Source organism: Rhodanobacter koreensis (assembly GCF_054782855.1).
Genome location: NZ_BAAGRR010000001.1, coordinates 1,110,365 through 1,128,555 on the forward strand (window position 1 = coordinate 1,110,365; position 18,191 = coordinate 1,128,555).

The 18,191-nt window shown below is 63.7% G+C and carries 9 protein-coding genes; 1 reads left to right on the forward strand and 8 read right to left on the reverse strand.

Annotated elements, in window-relative coordinates; translation table 11 throughout:
* Positions 1-90: 90 nt before the first annotated feature.
* Together ACYVKM_RS04635 and ACYVKM_RS04640 are read right to left on the reverse strand one after the other, a co-directional pair.
* A complete protein-coding gene (locus ACYVKM_RS04635) occupies positions 91-2,295 on the reverse strand; it encodes a polysaccharide biosynthesis tyrosine autokinase (RefSeq protein WP_460876151.1) in 2,205 nt (734 codons plus the stop codon).
* Between the two features lie 33 nt (positions 2,296-2,328).
* Positions 2,329-2,763, reverse strand: a complete 435-nt coding sequence (locus tag ACYVKM_RS04640) for a low molecular weight protein-tyrosine-phosphatase (protein WP_460876152.1) — start codon at positions 2,761-2,763, stop codon at positions 2,329-2,331.
* 640 nt (positions 2,764-3,403) lie between these two features.
* On the opposite strand from ACYVKM_RS04640, the gene ACYVKM_RS04645 reads away from it, so the two are divergent.
* The gene (locus ACYVKM_RS04645) at positions 3,404-3,817 is read left to right on the forward strand and encodes a DoxX family protein (RefSeq protein WP_460876154.1); all 414 of its coding nucleotides are present in this window, start codon (positions 3,404-3,406) and stop codon (positions 3,815-3,817) included.
* Between the two features lie 105 nt (positions 3,818-3,922).
* Here ACYVKM_RS04645 and glnA read toward each other — a convergent pair whose 3' ends face one another.
* From glnA to ACYVKM_RS04675, 6 genes are all read right to left on the reverse strand, one after another.
* Entirely contained in the window at positions 3,923-5,332 is a 1,410-nt protein-coding gene (glnA, locus tag ACYVKM_RS04650; RefSeq protein WP_460876156.1) for a type I glutamate--ammonia ligase, read from the reverse strand.
* A gap of 331 nt (positions 5,333-5,663) precedes the next feature.
* Positions 5,664-8,195, reverse strand: a complete 2,532-nt coding sequence (locus tag ACYVKM_RS04655) for a TonB-dependent receptor (RefSeq protein ID WP_460876157.1) — start codon at positions 8,193-8,195, stop codon at positions 5,664-5,666.
* A gap of 107 nt (positions 8,196-8,302) precedes the next feature.
* On the reverse strand, positions 8,303-10,339 hold the full coding sequence (locus ACYVKM_RS04660) for a tetratricopeptide repeat-containing sulfotransferase family protein (RefSeq protein WP_460876158.1): 2,037 nt from the start codon (positions 10,337-10,339) through the stop codon (positions 8,303-8,305).
* A 377-nt stretch (positions 10,340-10,716) separates the two neighbouring features.
* Positions 10,717-13,842 (reverse strand): WD40/YVTN/BNR-like repeat-containing protein, encoded by a 3,126-nt coding sequence (locus ACYVKM_RS04665; RefSeq protein ID WP_460876160.1) that lies wholly within the window; start codon positions 13,840-13,842, stop codon positions 10,717-10,719.
* A gap of 191 nt (positions 13,843-14,033) precedes the next feature.
* Positions 14,034-17,270: a WD40/YVTN/BNR-like repeat-containing protein gene (locus tag ACYVKM_RS04670; protein WP_460876161.1), complete on the reverse strand. Its 3,237-nt coding sequence runs from the start codon at positions 17,268-17,270 to the stop codon at positions 14,034-14,036.
* A complete protein-coding gene (locus ACYVKM_RS04675) occupies positions 17,267-18,037 on the reverse strand; it encodes a hypothetical protein (RefSeq protein WP_460876163.1) in 771 nt (256 codons plus the stop codon). The genes ACYVKM_RS04670 and ACYVKM_RS04675 overlap by 4 nt, the downstream gene beginning before the upstream one ends.
* Positions 18,038-18,191 lie beyond the last annotated feature (154 nt).

An 18,191-nucleotide genomic window follows, 5' to 3' on the forward strand; every position in this document is an offset into this window, starting at 1 on the left:
GCGGCGGACTGCGTCCGGCGTCTTTCCTTTCCGGCGACTGCGTGGAATGGCGCGCCATTGAATCCGGCTCTGCGTCGAGGCCTGTTCTCATCAGGCCGCCTTGCCGACGGCGTAGTAGGCATAGGAGTAATAGCCGCTGCTGCGTCTTTCCACGGCATTGAAGATGGCGCCCTTGATCACGACACCGTTCTGCTCGAAGCGCTGCTTGGCCAGGCCAAGTTCACGGGCCTGGTTGAGACCGAAACGCACCACCAGCAAGCCGGTACCCGAGTGATGGCCGATGATGGCCGCGTCGGTCACCGCCAGAATCGGCGGCGTGTCGATGATGATCAGGTCGTACAGCGGCATCAGTTGCTTGAGCAGCGCGGAGAACCTCGCGTTCATCAGCAGCTCGGAAGGGTTCGGCGGTATCTTGCCGCGCGCGATGAAGTGCAGGTTTTCCTGCGCGGCGACCGGGTGTATCGCCTCGATCAGCTCGGCCTGGCCCGAAATGAGTTCGGAAAGGCCGATGTTGGCGTTGCCACCCACAACCCTGTGCAGCGCGCCCATGCGCATGTCGCCGTCTATCAGCAGCACGCGCTGGTTGCTTTGGGCAACGACGGCGGCAAGATTGGCGGAGACGAAGGTCTTGCCGGCATCCGGGCTGGAGCCGGAGATCATCAGCACGTTGTTTTTCGCTTCCAGGCGGGCGAAGTGCAGACTCGTGCGCAGACTGCGCAAGGCCTCGGTCGCCAGATCCGCGGGCGCGTCCAGCACCAGCAGATGCTGTCTGCCATCACCGCGGGCGCGTTTGCCCTGCAGCACCTGTTCGCGCTGGCTGACCGGAATGGTGGCATACACCGGCAAGCCGAGCTTCTCGATGACGGCCGGGTCTTCGATGGTGCGGTTGAGCATCTGGCGGATGAAGACGTACAGCAGCGCCACAAAGCCGCCGAGCAGCATGCCGCCGAGCACCACGATGAGCTTCCTGGGCCATATCGGATTGGTGACGTCCACCGCGGCCTTGTCGATGATGCGCACGTTGCCGACGGTGCCCGCGCGGGCGATGTCGAGCTGCTGGGCCTGATTGAGCAGGCCGGTATAGGTGTCATTGCTCACCTGCACATCACGGGTCAGCTTCAATAGCTCCTGCTGGGTATTCGGCAGGCTGCCGACCTTCTTGTCGATTGCGTTCTTCTGCCCCTCCAGCTGACCGATCTGCTGCATCAGCGCCTTGTAGGCCGGATGTTCGGGGGTGTATTGGCGTTGCATGTCCGCCTGCTGCAGACGCAACTGCTGGATGTTCGTCTCGATGGAAACTTCCTGATCCAGCAGGCCCTGGGTCTGCATGCTGATATCCACGGAATGTGCCTTGATCTGATAGGCGTTGAGCGCTGCCGTTGCCTTTTCCAGATCGCGGCGCACATTCGGCAGTTGCTCCCGGACAAACTTCAGGCTGTTTGCCGCCTCGGCGGAATTGCGATCCACATCCTGCCGCACATAGAGCTCGCCGACCTGTTCGAGCACATTGGTGGCCAGGTCCGGATCGGGATTGTCATAGGTCATCTCGAGGATGCCCGATTCCTTGCCCACTTCCGTGACGTTGATGGCCCGCTGCAACTTGTTGATCAGCGTCAGCTCGCGATGGCGGAAGACCCGGAAACGCGTACCCGGATTGGCGATCAGCGTCTTGACCTGGATGGTCACGCCATGACCGCTGGAGGATTGCCCGGCCTTGCCGATGACCAGCACGTTGTCGTCGTCATCAAGCAGGACATAGGCACCACCCTCGCCTGCCACCAGGCTCAACGGCCTGTCCAGCAGCCTGCTCGGAACATCCAGCTGGAAGACATCCAGCTCCGAGCCGCCCCAGTCATAGCCGAGCAGACCGAACATCGGTGGGGCCACGGCATTGGGATGTTTCGAGACGTAGTGGCGGGCGATGAAATCGCCGAACAGCGGGAAGCGCTGCGGGTGGGCCTCAACCGTGAGATTGAGCTGGTCGACTGCCGCACCGATCACCATGCGTGAAGTGATCAACGCGGTTTCCGTCGTGGCTTCGGGGCTGGCAGCCCCGAGTGTCTGGGTCAGCGCACTCAACCCCGGCAGGCTCGGCACCTTCTGCTCCACTTGCACGACCGAGCTGGCCTGATAGATGGGTGTGGCCAGCAACACATAGGCCATGCTGATCAGCACAAAGACGCCGGTGATGATGCCGATCAACCATTTGTGATCTCTGAGCGTACCGAGCAGTTCGCTCAGATCGATTTCGTCATCGCGCTGCAGGGGCTGCGCGAGGTCTTGGGTAGCGGCCATATGGGCGATCATCCCGTTGCACGGAAGAAAAAATTAAAGGTAAGGCTCCCAGCTATCGACACCGCGCGTGATCATCCTGTGAACGAGTTCAAATGCGGCACGCTGCTGGCGATAGGGGTCGGGGATATCACTTTCATGCAACCATTTGTCGAGCAGATAGACCTTGCCGCGAGCTTCGGGTGCAAGCTGGATCATCGCGGCAACATGATTTTTCTCCATGCCCAGCACCAGGTCGGCTTGGCGCAACATCACCGGTGTCAGCTGGCGTGCGTGATGCATCGAACCATCGATACCGTCCTCGGCAAGCAACTGCAGCGCGATCGGATCCATCGGGCTGCCGACCGGTGCACCCAGCCCGGCGCTGTCCACCTCGATGGCACGCGATCCGATACGCTGTCGCAACAGGTATTCGGCCGTCGGGCTGCGGCAGATATTGCCCATGCAGACGATCAATATCCGTTTGAACACCGTATCGACATACTCCCGGATCCAAGGCGACCAACGTCATTCGAACCACCGGCAATAACCGGCTCCTGTCCATCCTGGAAGCCCGCGTTTCAGATGATTCCGGAATCCTGCTTCTGAAACGGGTCGTGCGCTTCAAGCCGAAGCGGCTGCCGACTCGGGCAATCTCAAGCACGCCTGCCACCTGCTTGATCCGGCTATCTGGTTTTGTTCCGGTTGTCGAAGAACAACCGTGGTGCATCTCGTCCCGAATCAGGAATCCTTGCCGGCAGGGCATGTCCGAGGATCATTGCATGACCGAATTGCCTGACAGTGAACCGCAGCCAAATGACCCATGCCTTCAATGCTATACAAGTAATTGAAATGCATAATATTTATCGCCTTGCAACAACGCGCCGCGGCAGTCGCCTTCGTCCGGTTTTGAGTCAGCTTCCGATGCAGGGACACGCAGCCGCTTCATTCGCCGTGGCATCGCAGAAACTGTTTCGAATGCGCTGATTGCACGGGCCGGTGCACGGGCTGTGCAGCCCGTGCCACATGCCGCATAGTCTGTTCCAGGCAAGCTGCCTGTCGGTGAGGACACCGGCCAGGTCAACGTGGCTTTCGTGCTCGTCTGCACGATTCACAACGAAGGAGAATGATCATGCGATACACCCTGTTCGAGCATCGCAAGGACGAACTGATTCTGCTTGCCCGCGTGTTGCTGATGATCCTGTTCGTGATCTTCGGCTGGAGCAAGCTGACCGGCTTCGCAGGCACGGTCGCGTACATGGCGTCGGACGGCGTACCGCTTCCCACCGTCGCCGCCGCGATCGCGGTCGTCATGGAATTCTTCGTCGGCATCGCCATCGTGATCGGCTTCTATACGCGACCGCTCGCCCTGCTGCTGGCGTTGTACACGCTGGCCACCGCGATGATCGGGCATCACTACTGGACGATGCTCGACGGCGAGCGCATGGCGAGCATGATCAACTTCTACAAGAACATCAGCATCACGGGCGGACTGCTGCTGTTGTGCGTCACCGGGCCGGGCAAGTATTCGGTCGATCGCCGCTAGGCCTCGTCGGCATGGCTGGCAACTCCGGCACTGCGGAGCCGGCGGGACAAACGACAACGGGCGCCGAGGCGCCCGTTGTTTTTCACTGCCGCGAAGCCGCTGCGGTCAGAGCGAGTAGTACATCTGGAATTCCAGCGGATGGGTGCTCGCGCGGTACTTGGTGACTTCCTTCATCTTCACCTCGATGTAGGCGTCGATGAAGTCGTCGGTGAACACGCCGCCGGCCTTGAGGAAGTCACGGTCCTTGTCGAGCGCCTCCAGTGCAGCGTCGAGGCTGGAGCAGACCTGCGGGATGTTCTTCTCTTCTTCCGGCGGCAGGTCGTACAGATCCTTGTCGGCCGGTGCGCCCGGATCGATCTTGTTGAGGATGCCGTCGAGGCCGGCCATCATCAGCGCGGTGAACACCAGGTAGCCGGAGTTCATCGGATCGGGGAAGCGCACCTCGATGCGGCGGCCTTTCGGGCTGGCCACGTACGGAATGCGGCAGCTCGCGGAACGGTTGCGTGCCGAGTAGGCCAGCATCACCGGCGCCTCGAAGCCCGGCACCAGGCGCTTGTAGCTGTTGGTGGTGGAGTTGGCGAACGCGTTGATCGCGCGGGCGTGCTTGAAGATGCCGCCGATGTACCACAGCGCGGTCTGCGACAGACCACCGTACAGATCGCCGGCGAACAGGTTCTCGCCGTTCTTGGCCAGCGACTGGTGCACGTGCATGCCGCTGCCGTTGTCGCCGACCAGCGGCTTGGGCATGAAGGTCACGGTCTTGCCGTTCTGGTGCGCCACGTTCTTGATGACGTACTTCATCGTCAGCAGCTCGTCGGCCTTCTTCACCAGCGTGTTGAATCTCACGCCGATCTCGCACTGGCCCGCGTTCGCCACTTCGTGGTGATGCACCTCGACCTTCTGGCCAAGCGACTCGAGCACCTTGCACATGTCGGCGCGCAGATCGCCCAGCGAGTCGACCGGGCTGACCGGAAAGTAGCCGCCCTTCACGCCCGGACGATGGCCGGTGTTGTCGCCGTCGTACTTGTAGCGCGAGCTCCACGCCGCTTCCTGTGAGCCGATCTCATAGAACACACGGCCCGGATCGTTCTGCCAGCGCACCGAATCGAAGATGAAGAATTCCGGCTCCGGGCCGAAGAACGCCGTGTCGGCGATGCCGGTGGATTTCAGGTACGCCTCGCCGCGCTTGGCGATCGAGCGCGGGTCGCGACCATACGCCTGCATGGTCGACGGTTCCAGCACGTCGCAATGCAGGATCAGCTGCACGTGCGAGCTGAACGGGTCGAGGTGCGCGGTCTCCGGATCGGGCAGCAGGATCATGTCCGACTCGTTGATGCCCTTCCAGCCGGTGATGGAAGAGCCGTCGAACATCTTGCCGTCCTCGAACGTCGACTCGTCGATCGCATGGGCCGGGAAGCTGACGTGGTGATGCACGCCGAGCATGTCGGCGAAGCGGAAGTCGACGAACTCGACCTCGTGTTCCTGGATCAGGTCGAGCACTTTCTGGGCAGACATGGCGGAGCCTCGGAGGGAAAGGGATAAAGCATTAGAGCAAAGCCCGTGCCACGACATGAAACCTTTGCAGCACAGTCACTTGCATGATCAGCGGGTATGGCGAACGCTTACGGTAGCACCAATGAAAGACGAAACGATGGCTGATTTAGCACAATTCTGGTGCATTGAATCGGACTGATTCCAGGCCTGCCCCGTGCCTTGATGCCAGCGCCCCGCCTGAGTGCGCCAGCGCCCAAAGCACGACCCTCAAGAGTGGGGGAATCAGACTTCCGCAACATGAGAGGCCAGCTCACGCCGGTACTCTCATGTTGCGCGGCAAACAATCGCTCGCCTAGAAGTCCTGCTTGAAGCGGATACCGATCGTGCGTGGCTGGCTGAAGCCGGTGTAGACCTGTCCATCGGGGTATTGCGGCACGACATCGTGCGCGCCGCAGATGGTCACGCCGCATTCGGTGAACTTGTACTGCGCCGCACGCTTGTCGAACGCGTTGTCGAGGTACACGTTCACCGACCAGCTGTTCTTCTGGATACCCGCGGAAAGATCGAGAGAGTTGTAGGCCGGGAGATTGCCCAGCAGGCTGCGCTCGACCAGCCGCAGGTCGGTCGTGCGTTCACCCACGTGCACGAATGCACCCTGCACGAAGGCGTCCATGCCACCCAAGCTGAAGGTATAACGCGCGATGAGGTTGCCCTTGAAGCGTGGCGTGATCGGCAACTGGGTGCCCGTGGGGGCCTGCGGTCCCGTCACGGCCTCACCTGTCTGCGGGTTGATGGTGCCGGCCGGGCAATAAGTGACCGGGCTGCCGGCGGCATCCGTGAATCCGCAGTAGTTCGCGGTCAGCTTGGCGTCGTAGAACGCGACACCGGCACTGAGATTCAGGTTGTAAGTCGCCTGCCAGTTCAGTTGCGACTCGAACCCGTCGATGCGGGCCGAATTGGCGTTCTCGATGATGGTCAGGCCGTTGGGACCGAGGATGTTGAACTGGAAGTGATTCCAGGTCTCGCGGAACACCGCGCCGTTGAACGACAGCCGATTGTCGAGCCAGGAGGTTTTCCAGCCGAGCTCGAGGTTGGTCAGGAAATCCGCCTGGTAGGGTGGCAGATCGCCCGCGCGGTTGACGCCACCCGGACGGAAGCCTTCGGACCGGGTGAGGTAGAGCATCTTCGTGGGCGTGATATTCCAGGTCAGGTTGTACTTGCTGAGCGAGCCGCTTTCCTTCACCTGCTTGTTGAAGTCCATGCAAGGCGCGCCCTCGAACGGATCGGGCGAGATGCAGCCGGCCTGGCCATAACTCGAGTTCGGCGAGAAACCACTGCTGAAGCCGTAGAAGCCGTACAGGTTGTTGCGGGTGCGGAAGTAGCGCTCGCCCACCGTGCCGGTGAGCACGTCGGGAATGAAGTCGTACGACAGTTCGCCGAACACGGACTCGTCATGGTCGTAGCGCATCTGCTTGGTCAGCCAGATGGTATTCGGCCAGCCCGGCACGGACAGATCGGACCCCAGGCCGTTGATCTGGTAGTCCTGCATGATGTCGTGCTTCTGCTTCTGCCAGAACGCGCCGGCCACCAGGCGCAGGCGGTCGTCGCTGGGCGAGGCGATGCGCAGCTCGTGGCTGCTGTTGGTGTAGTGGTCGCGGTCGGTGATGAACTCGGACGGGTTGATCAACGCACCGCTGTTGTCGTGGATGTAGGCGCCGTACTGCAGCAGGGTGTCGTACCAGAACGAGTAGTCGTTGTAGTCGGTCTGTTCTTCCTGGTTGCGCTTGAGATGGGCATAGGCATAGGTCAGATCCCAGTTGCCGATCTTGCCCTGCACGGTCAGCGCCCCCTGCCACCAGCGGTCATCGACGCGCTCGGGATAGAAGTGGGTCACCGCCAGACTGCCGATGGCCGGATCACTGGCAAAGCTGCCGTGCGAGATCGTCTGCTGCCCCATCAGGGTCGGGCTGATCGACCAGTCGTCGTTGAGGTCGACTTTCAGCGCCGCCCGCGCACCGTTGGTGTTGACGTCGTTGTAGTCGTTCCGGGCGTGCCCGAAGCACTGGAGGCTCGAGCTGGGCGCATTGTTGTCGCTTGGTACGCAGCCAGGTTCGTTGCTGACGGTGATGCCGGAAACCGGGAATGTGCGCGTGCCGGCCACGTTGTCGATGTAGCCGGCATCATGTTCGTGCCAGCCGACGAGGCGCACCGCCGCGTTGCTGCTGATCGGCAGATTGAGCATGCCCTCGAAGGTATCGCCGATGCCGCCATGATCGACCTGGTCGGTACCGACGGTGTAGTTCGCCGCAAAAGCACTTGGATCGGGCTTGTTGGTGATGATGCGCAAGGCGCCGGCCTCGGCGCTCGCGCCGTACAACGTGCCCTGCGGGCCGGCCAGTACCTCGATGCGGGCAATGTCGTACATATGGATGTCGAGCGGACCCTGGATCGTGGTCACCGGCTGGTCGTCGAGATAGACGCCCACGCTCGGCTGCGAGCCGGAATGGTTGGTGTTGCCACCGCTGGCCACGCCGCGCATGTAGATCGTGGCGAAACCGGGACCGGTGGCAATGCCGCCGCCGCCCTGCTGGAAGGTGACGCTGGGCAGGTACTTCACGTAGTCGTTGAAGTTCTGCACCTGCAGTGCCTCGAGTTGATCCGCCGCCAGCACGTTGATGCTGATCGGCACCTTCTGCAGATTCTCGGTGCGCTTCTGCGCGGTCACCGTCACCACGCCCAGCGTCGTGGTTTTCGGCTTGGCAGGCGGTGTCGCGGTCGACGACGCGGGCGGCGCGGCGTCCTGCGCGAAGGCCGGCACGGCCATGGCCAGACAGATCGCCGTGGCCAGCGGCAACCGCACCAACCGCACTCGTTGCGTTCTCATGATCTTTTTGGATCTGTTCGCGTGCATAAGCTCCCCTCTCCAGTCCACGACAATCCAGCGGGAACAGCTACGTTGAAAAGGGCAGGACAGCCCTTTTCAACAATCTGTCATTCCTCCGACTCCGGCACCTCGGGATAACTCTCCAGTAACGGCCCCAATGCCAACTCCAAAGGCACCAACCATGGTGCGTAATGCCGCCAGTGATCCACCCCCTCCCGGTAGATCGGCTGACGTACCTGTTCCGAACTGGCCGTGCGTACCGGCCGCGCGTTCTCGAAGAAACGCAGACACGATTCCTCGAACGGCAGGCCGCAATAATCAAGCAGGCGACGCACCTCGCCCTCGGTGTCCTCGATCATGCGCTCATACACGACGCGGTGGATGCGCCCCGGCAGCACGGCGTCGAAATGCGCCATCAGGACGACGTAGTCGCGGTAGTAGCGACCCAAGTCCTCAAGGTCGTAGCTGAAGCTCTGCCCGCGCGCGAAGTGCTGCTTGAAGACCGAGAAGCAGCAGCCCAGCGGATGCCGGCGCGCATCGATGATCTTCGCGTTCGGCAGCATCAACTGGATCAGGCCGATGTGCATGAAGTTGTTCGGCATCTTGTCGATGAACAACGGCGCCGGGGTCTTGCGCTGGATCCGGGTATGCGCGAGGTAACGCTCGCCGAGCGCACGAAGGGCATCGGTATCGAGTGCCGCCAATGCATCGTGGTAAGGCATAGCACTGTCGGCATCGGCCTGCATGCGCAACAGACGCGTGATCGAGGTGACCTCGGGCAGCTCCATCGTGCCTTCGACCTGGCTGTGGCTGGCCAGGATCTGCTCGATCAGGGTGGAACCGGCCCGCGGCAGGCCGACGATGAAGATCGGATCACGCGCCGGACTGCCGGCTCCCGCACGCCCGGCAAAAAAATCGCGCGTGTAGTGCTCGCGAATGTGCTGCACCCGCGCATGGGTGTCGTCGGCGCTGTAGTGCAGTTGCGCGCGGCGGATCGCATTGCCCTGCGCGTAATGCCGGAAGGACGGTTCATACTCGCCGGTGTCTTCGAGCGCCTTGCCGACGGCGAACTCCAGATGCAGGCGGTCATCCTGGGAGAGAGCCGCCTCGGCCAGATCCGCGCGCGCCAGCTGCCGTCGCATCGCGGCGAGGTCGCCGGCGCTGAAGCGAAAGGTCTTCAGATTGGCCAGGCTCCACCAGACTTCGCCGAAGGACGGTTCAAGCTCCAGGCTGCGGCGATAGGCAGCGACGGCGCGCTCGCCATGACCTGCGGTTTTCAGCGCATGGCCGTAGCTTACCCACACCTTCGCGTTGCGCGGGTAGTGTTCCAGCAACTCGGTGTAGATGCGGATGGCCTGCTCGTAGTCGCCGATCCGGCACAGCACCGCCGCCTTGAGATTGCGGCAGCCGGGATGACCAGGTTCCGCCGCCAGCAGACGCTCGATCTCGACCAGCGCCTGTTCCGGCTGGTTGTTGCGATGCAGGACCAGCGCATAGTTCTGGCGCGCGGCATGAAAGCTGGGTGCCAGCTCAAGACAACGCGCGAGCAGGTTCAGCGCGTCCTCGTTGCGCCCCAGACGCGCGGCGACCTCGGCGAACATGCGTATCGCGGCCACGTCGGTCGGCGCCTGCTTCAGGTGCTCGCGCAACAAGGCTTCGGCTTCGGGGATACGGTTCTCGGCCAACGCGATGGCGGCATCCAGCAGCCGCGGATCATGAGTGGAATGACGCACGTGGCTGGCATACGCCGCGTCGGCGGCCTCCTGTTCACCGGCCGCCATGAGATGGTCGCCCAGCACGCGCCAGGCCTGCGGCAGGTCGGGCTTCAGCGCCACCGCCCGGCGCAACGCATCGATCGCTTCCTGGCCGCGGCCGTCGCGGCCCAAGGCCAGGCCCAGGTCGAGATGAACCATCGCCCAGTTCGGCTGGGTCCGTGCCAGGGGCACGAGGATGTCGAGCGCGCCATGTACATCACCCTGGCTCGACCGCGCCTTCGCCAGCAGCCGCAGCGCAGCCGGATGGCCCTCGGCCACTTTCAGTATCTCGGTGAGCTGCTCGACGGCCAGCGCCGGGTTGCTGTCCAGCAAGCGCGCGGCGTGAGCCAGTGCCTGTTCCACCGTACCGGTGGCAGACACCTCCGTCACGACTCGCTTCCCCGTGACGACGCAACCTGCCGGTGCGGGTCGGAGCTCGGGCGGCGCGGCGGAGGCATGGCGCGTTGCATGGACAGCAGCAGCTCCTCACAGGTCTTTCGGCAATCTACAACCGAATTCGTGCGACTGATAGTAGGCACCTGCCGGCATTCGTTGAGATTTGACCATCCCTGCCCGTTGAGATTTGACCACCTCATTGACGGGCAAAGCGAATGTCGGTGCCTTCCGTGCGCTGCCAGGTCTGCTCGATGCCTGGCAGGCATCTGCCCGTCTTTTCGGTCAACCCCGCGCCCGCGGCAACACGCCCTGGATGTCACCAGGGCGTTGCCACATAGCCGCCATGCACGCACTGGCGGCACCGCAGGCAATCACAAGGCGACCGGTTTTTCTCCGGCAGCCTTGAACTGCGCGTTGAGCGTGGGCAGGTCGGCGCGCTTCAACTGCTGCCATGCGTCGAGCGTGGCGGCCAGCGTCTGCGAGAGCGTGGCATACGATGTCACGGCATCCGCACTGGGGTCGGCGTCGGCACCATCGACTGCCTGTTCGAGCTTGTCGAAGTTCATCGACAACGCGCGCAGGCTGTCCGTACGCCGAGGTGGCGCGCCCATCGAGTTGCGCGGATCGGGGTGCGCCACGACGCCGGACAGGTCCGACAACTTGTCCATCAGCGTGGCGATCCGGGCATGCAGATCCGCGCCGGCATGCGCCTGCCGTGCGTCCAGCAGCTTGAGCAGCCGGCTGGCATCCGCGCTGGCCGCCGCCGCCTGCGCGGCGGCGGCCTCCACCTTGCGCGCCAGCACGAATTCGCGTTGCAGGGCGGCGATGGAAACGTTCACGCGCGGGTCGGGCAGCAGCCGCAGCGGCTGCCGATAGCTGTGGCCATCGACGGTCAGCTCGATCGTGTAGCTGCCCGGGGGTGCCCACACACCGGCACTTTCCTTCTCGTGATCGGGCACGACCCCGGCTGGTTGCGGATAACGCAGATCCCACACGAAGCGGTGCATGCCTGCTGTCGTGGACAGGCGCATCGGTACGGGCACCCACTCCGGCGCGATATCGAGCTTGGTCGGGTCCGGCGGCGTCACCTTGTCGGCACTGCTGAAGCTGCGCACCTTGTGGTTCTGTGCGTCGAACACGATCAGCGTCAACGCACCCCTGACCGTCTTCGGCAGCGCGTAGTCGATGATTGCACCATCGGGTGGGTTCGCCGCGGTCGGCTCGTCCTTCGGGAACGGTGTGCCGGTGAAGGACGCCGGACGCGCGCGGATCGCGTCAGCCGGCTTGAACAGGATGACCGCATTCGTGCGCACATCGTCCAGCTGCCGCAGCGCGGTGGCGTCGTCCATGATCCAGAAGCCGCGGCCGTGGGTGGCGATCACCAGATCGTTGCCGTGCACGTCGATGTCGCGCACCGAGGTCATCGGCAGGTTCTGCTGCAACGGCTGCCAGTGTGCACCGTCGTCGAACGACACGAGGATGCCCTTCTCGGTGCCGGCGTAGAGCAGCCCCTTGCGCACGGGGTCTTCGCGCACCACGTTGACGAAACTGTCGCGCGGGATGTCGCTGTCGATGCGCGTCCAGTTCCTGCCGCCGTCGGTAGTGCGGTAGATGTACGGCGTGTCGTCGTCGAGGCGATGGCGGTCGACCGCCAGGTACGCCACGTTCGCGTCGAAGTGCGAGGGTTCGATGCCCCCCACCTTGGACCACGGCGTGAGCGCGGCAGGTGTGACCTGCTGCCAGTGAGCACCATCGTCGGCGCTGCGCCAGACCAGGCCGTCGTCGGTGCCCACCCATAGCGCCTGCGCATCCAGCGGCGACGGTGCGATGGTGTAGATCACGCCGCGGCGCTGGCTGACATGGTCGTCGTCGGCCGCGGTGGGCGCGTCGAGATTGGCCGGCGTGCCGGCATCCTCGCGGGTCAGGTCGGGACTGATCGGCGCCCAGTGATCGCCACCATCGGCGGTGCGGAACAGGCGCTGGTTGGCGAAGTACAGCACCTTGCTGTCGCGCTTGGAGAAGGTCAGCGGCAGCGTCCATGCACCGCGGTAGTGCGCAGCCGGATAAGCCAGGGTGGGATCGACGTTGCGAGTCTGGCCGGTGCGCATGTCGAGCTTGTCGACCTTGTCGCCGTAGACGATGTCGTGGTCGTCCGGATCGGGCGCGATCATGCCGCTCTCGCCGCCTGCGGTGATCTCGTGGAACTGCTGCATGGTGATGCCGTCACCGCTGCCGCCGCGGCTGGGCAGTGCCACCGCGCCGGAATCCTGCTGCGCACCGTAGACCCAGTACGGAAACCGGTTGTCGGTGCTGACGTGATAGATCTGCGCAGTCGGCTGGTTGAACCAGCTGCTCCAGGTCTTGCCGCCATTGAGCGTGACCAGCGTGCCCTGGTCGATGCCGAGGATCTGCCGGTCCGGATCGGTCGGGTCGATCCACATCTGGTGGAAATCGTCGCCGGTGGGATCGCCCTTCAGCGCGATGAACTGTTTGCCGCCATCGTCGGAGCGCAGCACGATGGTGTTCATCACGTACACCCGATCGGCGTTCTTCGGATCCACCGTCAGCCGGCAGAAATACCAGCCGCGCTGCCAGATGCGCTGGTCGTCGGTGACGTGGTTCCAGTGCGCTCCACCGTCATCGGAGCGATACAGGCCACCTTCGCCCTGCGCCGCATCGACCAGCGCATACACGCGATTGGGCCGGCTCGGTGCCAGCGCAATGCCGATGCGGCCGGGATGCGCCGGGAAGCCGTTGCCCTGCAGCTGGCTCCAGTGACTGCCGCCATCATGCGACACGTACAGGCCGCTGCCAGGCCCGTTCGATGGCGGATACACGCTCCATGGCGGGCGCCGGGTCTGCCACAGCGCCGCGTAGATCGTGTCCGGGTCGCCGGGCTTGAAGGCAAGATCGATCGCGCCGGTGTCGGCGTCCTTGAACAGCACCTTGTCCCAGTGCTTGCCGCCGTCGATGGAACGGAACACCCCGCGTTCGGCGTTGGCGCCGTAGGCATGGCCAAGCGCGGCGACGAACACCACCTCCGGATTGCGCGGATCCACCAGCACGCCGGCGATCTGCCGGGTGTCCTCCAGCCCGATGTGGGTCCAATGCTTGCCGGCGTCGACCGACTTGTACATGCCGTCGCCGTGGGCGATGTCCGAGCGCATGTCGGCCTCGCCCGTGCCCACATAGATCGTCTTCGGGTCGGACGGCGCCAGCGCCAGCGCGCCGATCGAACCGACCGGCTGGCTGTCGAAGATCGGTTGCCAGGTACGCCCGGCATCCTGCGTGGCCCAGACCCCGCCATCCACCGCGCCGAAATAGAAATGGCGACTGTCACCGGCGATGCCGGTCACGGTCAGCACACGGCCTCCCCGGAACGGTCCGATCAGGCGCCACTGCAGGCCCTGATACAGCGATGGGTCAACCGTCGCGTGCGCGCTCAGCGCGGTGGCAACTCCAAGGACCAGCACCACAAGGCAGCGACGCAGACGCATGGACAATTCCCCGCTTCGGCATGATCAAAGGGACGAGTGTATGACGTGCCGCCGCGAGACGTTCAAGGCCCGGAAGTCACGCTGGCCGCTGATGAATGGACGGCTGGACTGGTCCACTGGCGAGTGGATCGGGCATCTTGCCGCCCCGATCCACTCCGTTTCGCTCGTTGTGCATGTGGCACAGGCCAGCTTCAATCGCGCTCCTGCCGCTGGCCGCGCATGGCTGCTTCCAGCGCCTGCTTGCCGCCGCCCGCATCGCCATCCTGTTCCGGCATCGTCGCCGGGATCGTGATTTCCTTGAGGTGCTTCGCCTTCAGCGCGGCATTGGTCCTGCTCAGGTCGCCGGCCTGGAAATCCGCGAAGGATTTCTGCACGTCACCGAGTTCCCGGGTGAGCGTATCGATCCCGGCCATCTGATAATCCGATGGACGACCCTCGTACGACATGATCGCGCCGTAGAGTTCATCGGTGTGCTCGCGCAGGCGCAACTCGCCGGTGATGGCGCCACCTTCGGTGGTCGCCACGATCTTCTTGCGGATGTCGTTGGCCTTGTCGCCGAGATCGGCGAGCTGCTTGCGCGTGGCATCCTGCGCCGGCAGCGTGGCGGCTTCGGCATCCGCCGCGGCACGCACCGCGTTGATCCGGGCCACCAGGTCGCTCATGTCGCCGAACAGCTTCTTGACCCGGTTCGCAGCATCGAACTGCGCCTGGCGATCGGCCACGCTGAACTTGTCGCGACGATCCAGGCCGACATCGACCTTGGTCTCGAACACGTCCTTGTCCTTGGTCATGCGCACCGTGTAGGTACCCGGCACCACACGCGGGCCCTGCGCCGAGTTGCCGGCAATCTGCGCGGCCGGCGGCACGCGTGGCGCCTTGGTCCGCATCGACCATTCCACCCGGTTGATGCCGCGGCGTACGCTGGCCGGAATCGTGTCGACCAGGTTGCCCTTGCTGTCCAGCACGTCGATCTTCAGCTTGCCGAACAGGTGGCGGCTGCGCTGGTAGTAGGTGATCACGGCGCCGTCCGACGGGTTCGGGCCGATGAAGTCGGCGTCGCCGCCGGGCCAGCCACCGAACGCCTCGATGCGCTGCTGGATCGGCCGCGAGGACAGGAAGCTCGCCTCGCTGGCCAGCACCTTCGCATCGAGCGCACGCAACGGCGTAATGTCGTCGATGATCCAGATGCCGCGGCCGTGGGTGGCCAGCACCAGGTCCGAATCGCGCGGCTGGATCGCAATGTCGCGCACGGCCACGGCCGGGAAATCGCCGCCCTTGAACTGCGCCCAGTTCGCGCCGCCATCGATCGAGATCCACAGGCCGAACTCGGTGCCGGCAAACAGCAGGTTCGGCTTCACCGTATCCTGCTTGATCACGTGCACGTAGCCGCGCAGACCCTTGCTGTCCTTCGGCGTCACCAGCGCGGTCCATGACTTGCCGTAGTCGGTGGTCTTGTAGATGTAGGGATTCATGTCGCCGAAGCTGTGGCGGTCGAATGCCACATAGGCCGTGCCGGCGTCGAACTGGCCCGCCTGCACCCACGATACCCATTCACCGGCCGGCAGGTCCTTGATGTTGCCGACCATATTGGTCCAGCTCTTGCCGCCATCACGGGTGAGCTGGAGGTTGCCGTCATCCGTGCCGGCCCAGATCAGCCCGGACTGCTTCGGCGATTCGCTGATCGAATAGATCGTCGTGTAGGTTTCCGCCGCGGAGTTGTCCACGGTGACGCCACCGGATTTCTCCTGTTCCTGCTTCTTCGGATCGTTGGTGCTCAGGTCCGGCGAGATGCGGTCCCAGCTCTGTCCGTGATCACGCGAACGGAACAGGAACTGCGCACCTATGTAGATGGTGCCCTTCTCGTTCGGACTCAGGGCGATCGGCGTGTTCCAGTTCCAGCGCAGCTTCTCGTTGTAGTTCGGCTTGGGCTGGATGTCGCGCGCCTCATGGGTATGCCGGTTGACGCGTGTGATGGTGCCGCCTTGCGTCTCCATGTAGATGTAATCGGGGTCGGCCGGATCATCGAACATCCAGAAGCCGTCACCGCCGCAATAATTGGTCCACTGCGCGTTGGCGATGCCGCCGGGAAAGGCCGAGTCACCGACCCAGCAGGCGTTGTCCTGCAAGCCGCCATAGACCCGGTACGGATCGGCGTCGTCCACGCTCACGTGATAGAACTGCGACACCGGCAGGTTGTTTGCCTTCCACCACTTGTTGCCACCATCCTTCGAATACCACAGGCCGCCGTCGTCGCCGACGATCGTGCTCTGGGTATTGCGCGGGTCGATCCACACCACGTGCGAATCGCCGTGGGTGCCGCCGCCGACATTGGCAAAACTCTTGCCGCCGTCGAGGCTCTGGATCAGGTTGAGGTCGGGCTTGAACACGCGATCCGGATTGTGCGGATCGACAATCAGGCTGGCGAAATAGAACGGCCGCCAGACCATCAGCTGGCTCTTGTCGCGCTGCTGCCAGGTCCTGCCGCCGTCGTCGGAGCGGTACAGCGCCGAATCAGGCGACTCGACCAGGGCATAGACGATCGCCGGATTCGACGGTGCCACGGTCACCGCGATGCGGCCGAATGGCTGCTTCGGAAACCCCTTGTTGGCGGCGGCGGTGACTTCGGTCCATGAGCGCCCGCCATCGGCGGAACGATACAGGCCGCTGCCGGATGGCGCGGTCGGCGATTCGCCGCCGGAACGGAAGGTCCAGCCCTTGCGGCGGAAATCCCACATGCCGGCGAACAGCACGTTCGGATCCTTCGGATCCATCGACACCGACGCGCAGCCGGTGGACAGGTTCTTGCCCTTCAGCACCAGTTTCCAGCTCTTGCCGCCGTCGCTGGTCTTGTACAGGCCGCGATCGGCCGAATCGCTCCACAGCTTGCCTGGCGCACAGGCATACACGGTGTTGCCATCCTTCGGATCGATCACGATCCTCGCGATGCGTTCGGAGCCTTTCAGGCCCATGTTGGTCCACGACTCGCCGCCATCGGTGGACTTGTAGATGCCGTCGCCGATCGACACGGAGTTGCGCGTCCACGACTCGCCGGTGCCGACCCACACCGTGTCGTGACGGGACGGATCGATCTCGATGTCGCCGATCGACTGCACCGTCTGCTTGTCGAACACCGGCTTGTAGGTGGTGCCGCCATCACTGGATTTCCACACGCCACCGCTGGCCGCGCCGACGTAGACCGTCAGCTTGCCGTCCTTCTCGGGTACCGCGGCGAGCGCTGCAATGCGCCCGCTCATCGCGGCCGAACCGATGTTGCGCGCACCGAGGCCCGAGATCACGCCGGCGTCGAATTTCACGGCTCCCCGGGTCGCATCCTCCGGTGCAGCGGCATGCGCGCTGCTGCCCAGGGCCAGTGACAGGGCGAATGCGATGGCAGGCAGCGCCGCCAGCTTGCTGTCGAGATGCTTCATGGCTTCACTCCTCCCGCTGTGTGGCCTGTACCGGCAGCAGCCGGGAAGGTGAACAGGGTGTCGTCCATCGCCACATTGGCGTCGGCCTTTTCGATCGTGATCTGCTGCTTGTCGAAGGGGCCGGCACCCTTGCTGGACAAGGAGATCGAGAACGGGAAATACACACCATTGACCTGCTCGTAATCACCGTAATCGGCGACCGTTTCGACATGGGTGCCGCGCACGATCTGATCCGTGGTCGTGCGTATCTCGAGGAAATGATCCGGATCGAGATAGACATATTCGATATCGCCATTGCTGCGCGTGACCTTGAGCTTGTGCGCTTCGGTACCGTCGATGTCCTCGGTGCCCAGGTATTCGAGCTTGCTGCCCTGCGCCTGCCAGTCGACCAGCGGACCGCCTATCGCCGCGTCATCGGACAGCGACTTGGCGTCGTCGCCGGACATCTTCTCGGGATCCCGGCGACCCTGGAATGGCGAGATCTGCCACGCATTCTTGCCGTCCCAGGCCTGTATCTGGGTCAGGCCCTGGATGGTGGCCTCGTTGCGCACCGAGTCGGGCGCCTTCTTGTATTCGGCAAGGGTCAGCTCGAACTGGCCGCCGACGCGCAGCTTGCCTTCGAGCTTGAGCGTCTTGATCGCGTGGATCTTGTCGAGCCCGCCACGGGCGTCGATGTTCTTCGCCACCAGCTCGTCGGTCGTCAACGCATGTGCGGACGCGGTGACGAGCAGCAACGCAGTCACGGAAAACAGCAATCGGATACGCATGGAACCAGACCTCCCTCTGGTGAAGCCCGCACTGACGGGCCGCATCCGGTCGCAGGGCGACCGGCCAAGATGACGCGTGAGGCAGCATCGACACCAAGCCCCGAAGCGATGCCACAGACCCTGACACTACGCTTCCGGCAGTTATCGCACGATG

Bases quoted from the DNA above. Each gene is read 5' to 3' on its own strand.
- ACYVKM_RS04670 (WP_460876161.1), bottom strand. From the start codon at position 17,270: ATGAAGCATCTCGACAGCAAGCTGGCGGCGCTGCCTGCCATCGCATTC.
- ACYVKM_RS04675 (WP_460876163.1), bottom strand. From the start codon at position 18,037: ATGCGTATCCGATTGCTGTTTTCCGTGACTGCGTTGCTGCTCGTCACC.
- ACYVKM_RS04645 (WP_460876154.1), top strand. From the start codon at position 3,404: ATGCGATACACCCTGTTCGAGCATCGCAAGGACGAACTGATTCTGCTT.
- ACYVKM_RS04665 (WP_460876160.1), bottom strand. From the start codon at position 13,842: ATGCGTCTGCGTCGCTGCCTTGTGGTGCTGGTCCTTGGAGTTGCCACC.
- ACYVKM_RS04635 (WP_460876151.1), bottom strand. From the start codon at position 2,295: ATGGCCGCTACCCAAGACCTCGCGCAGCCCCTGCAGCGCGATGACGAA.
- glnA (WP_460876156.1), bottom strand. From the start codon at position 5,332: ATGTCTGCCCAGAAAGTGCTCGACCTGATCCAGGAACACGAGGTCGAG.
- ACYVKM_RS04655 (WP_460876157.1), bottom strand. From the start codon at position 8,195: ATGAGAACGCAACGAGTGCGGTTGGTGCGGTTGCCGCTGGCCACGGCG.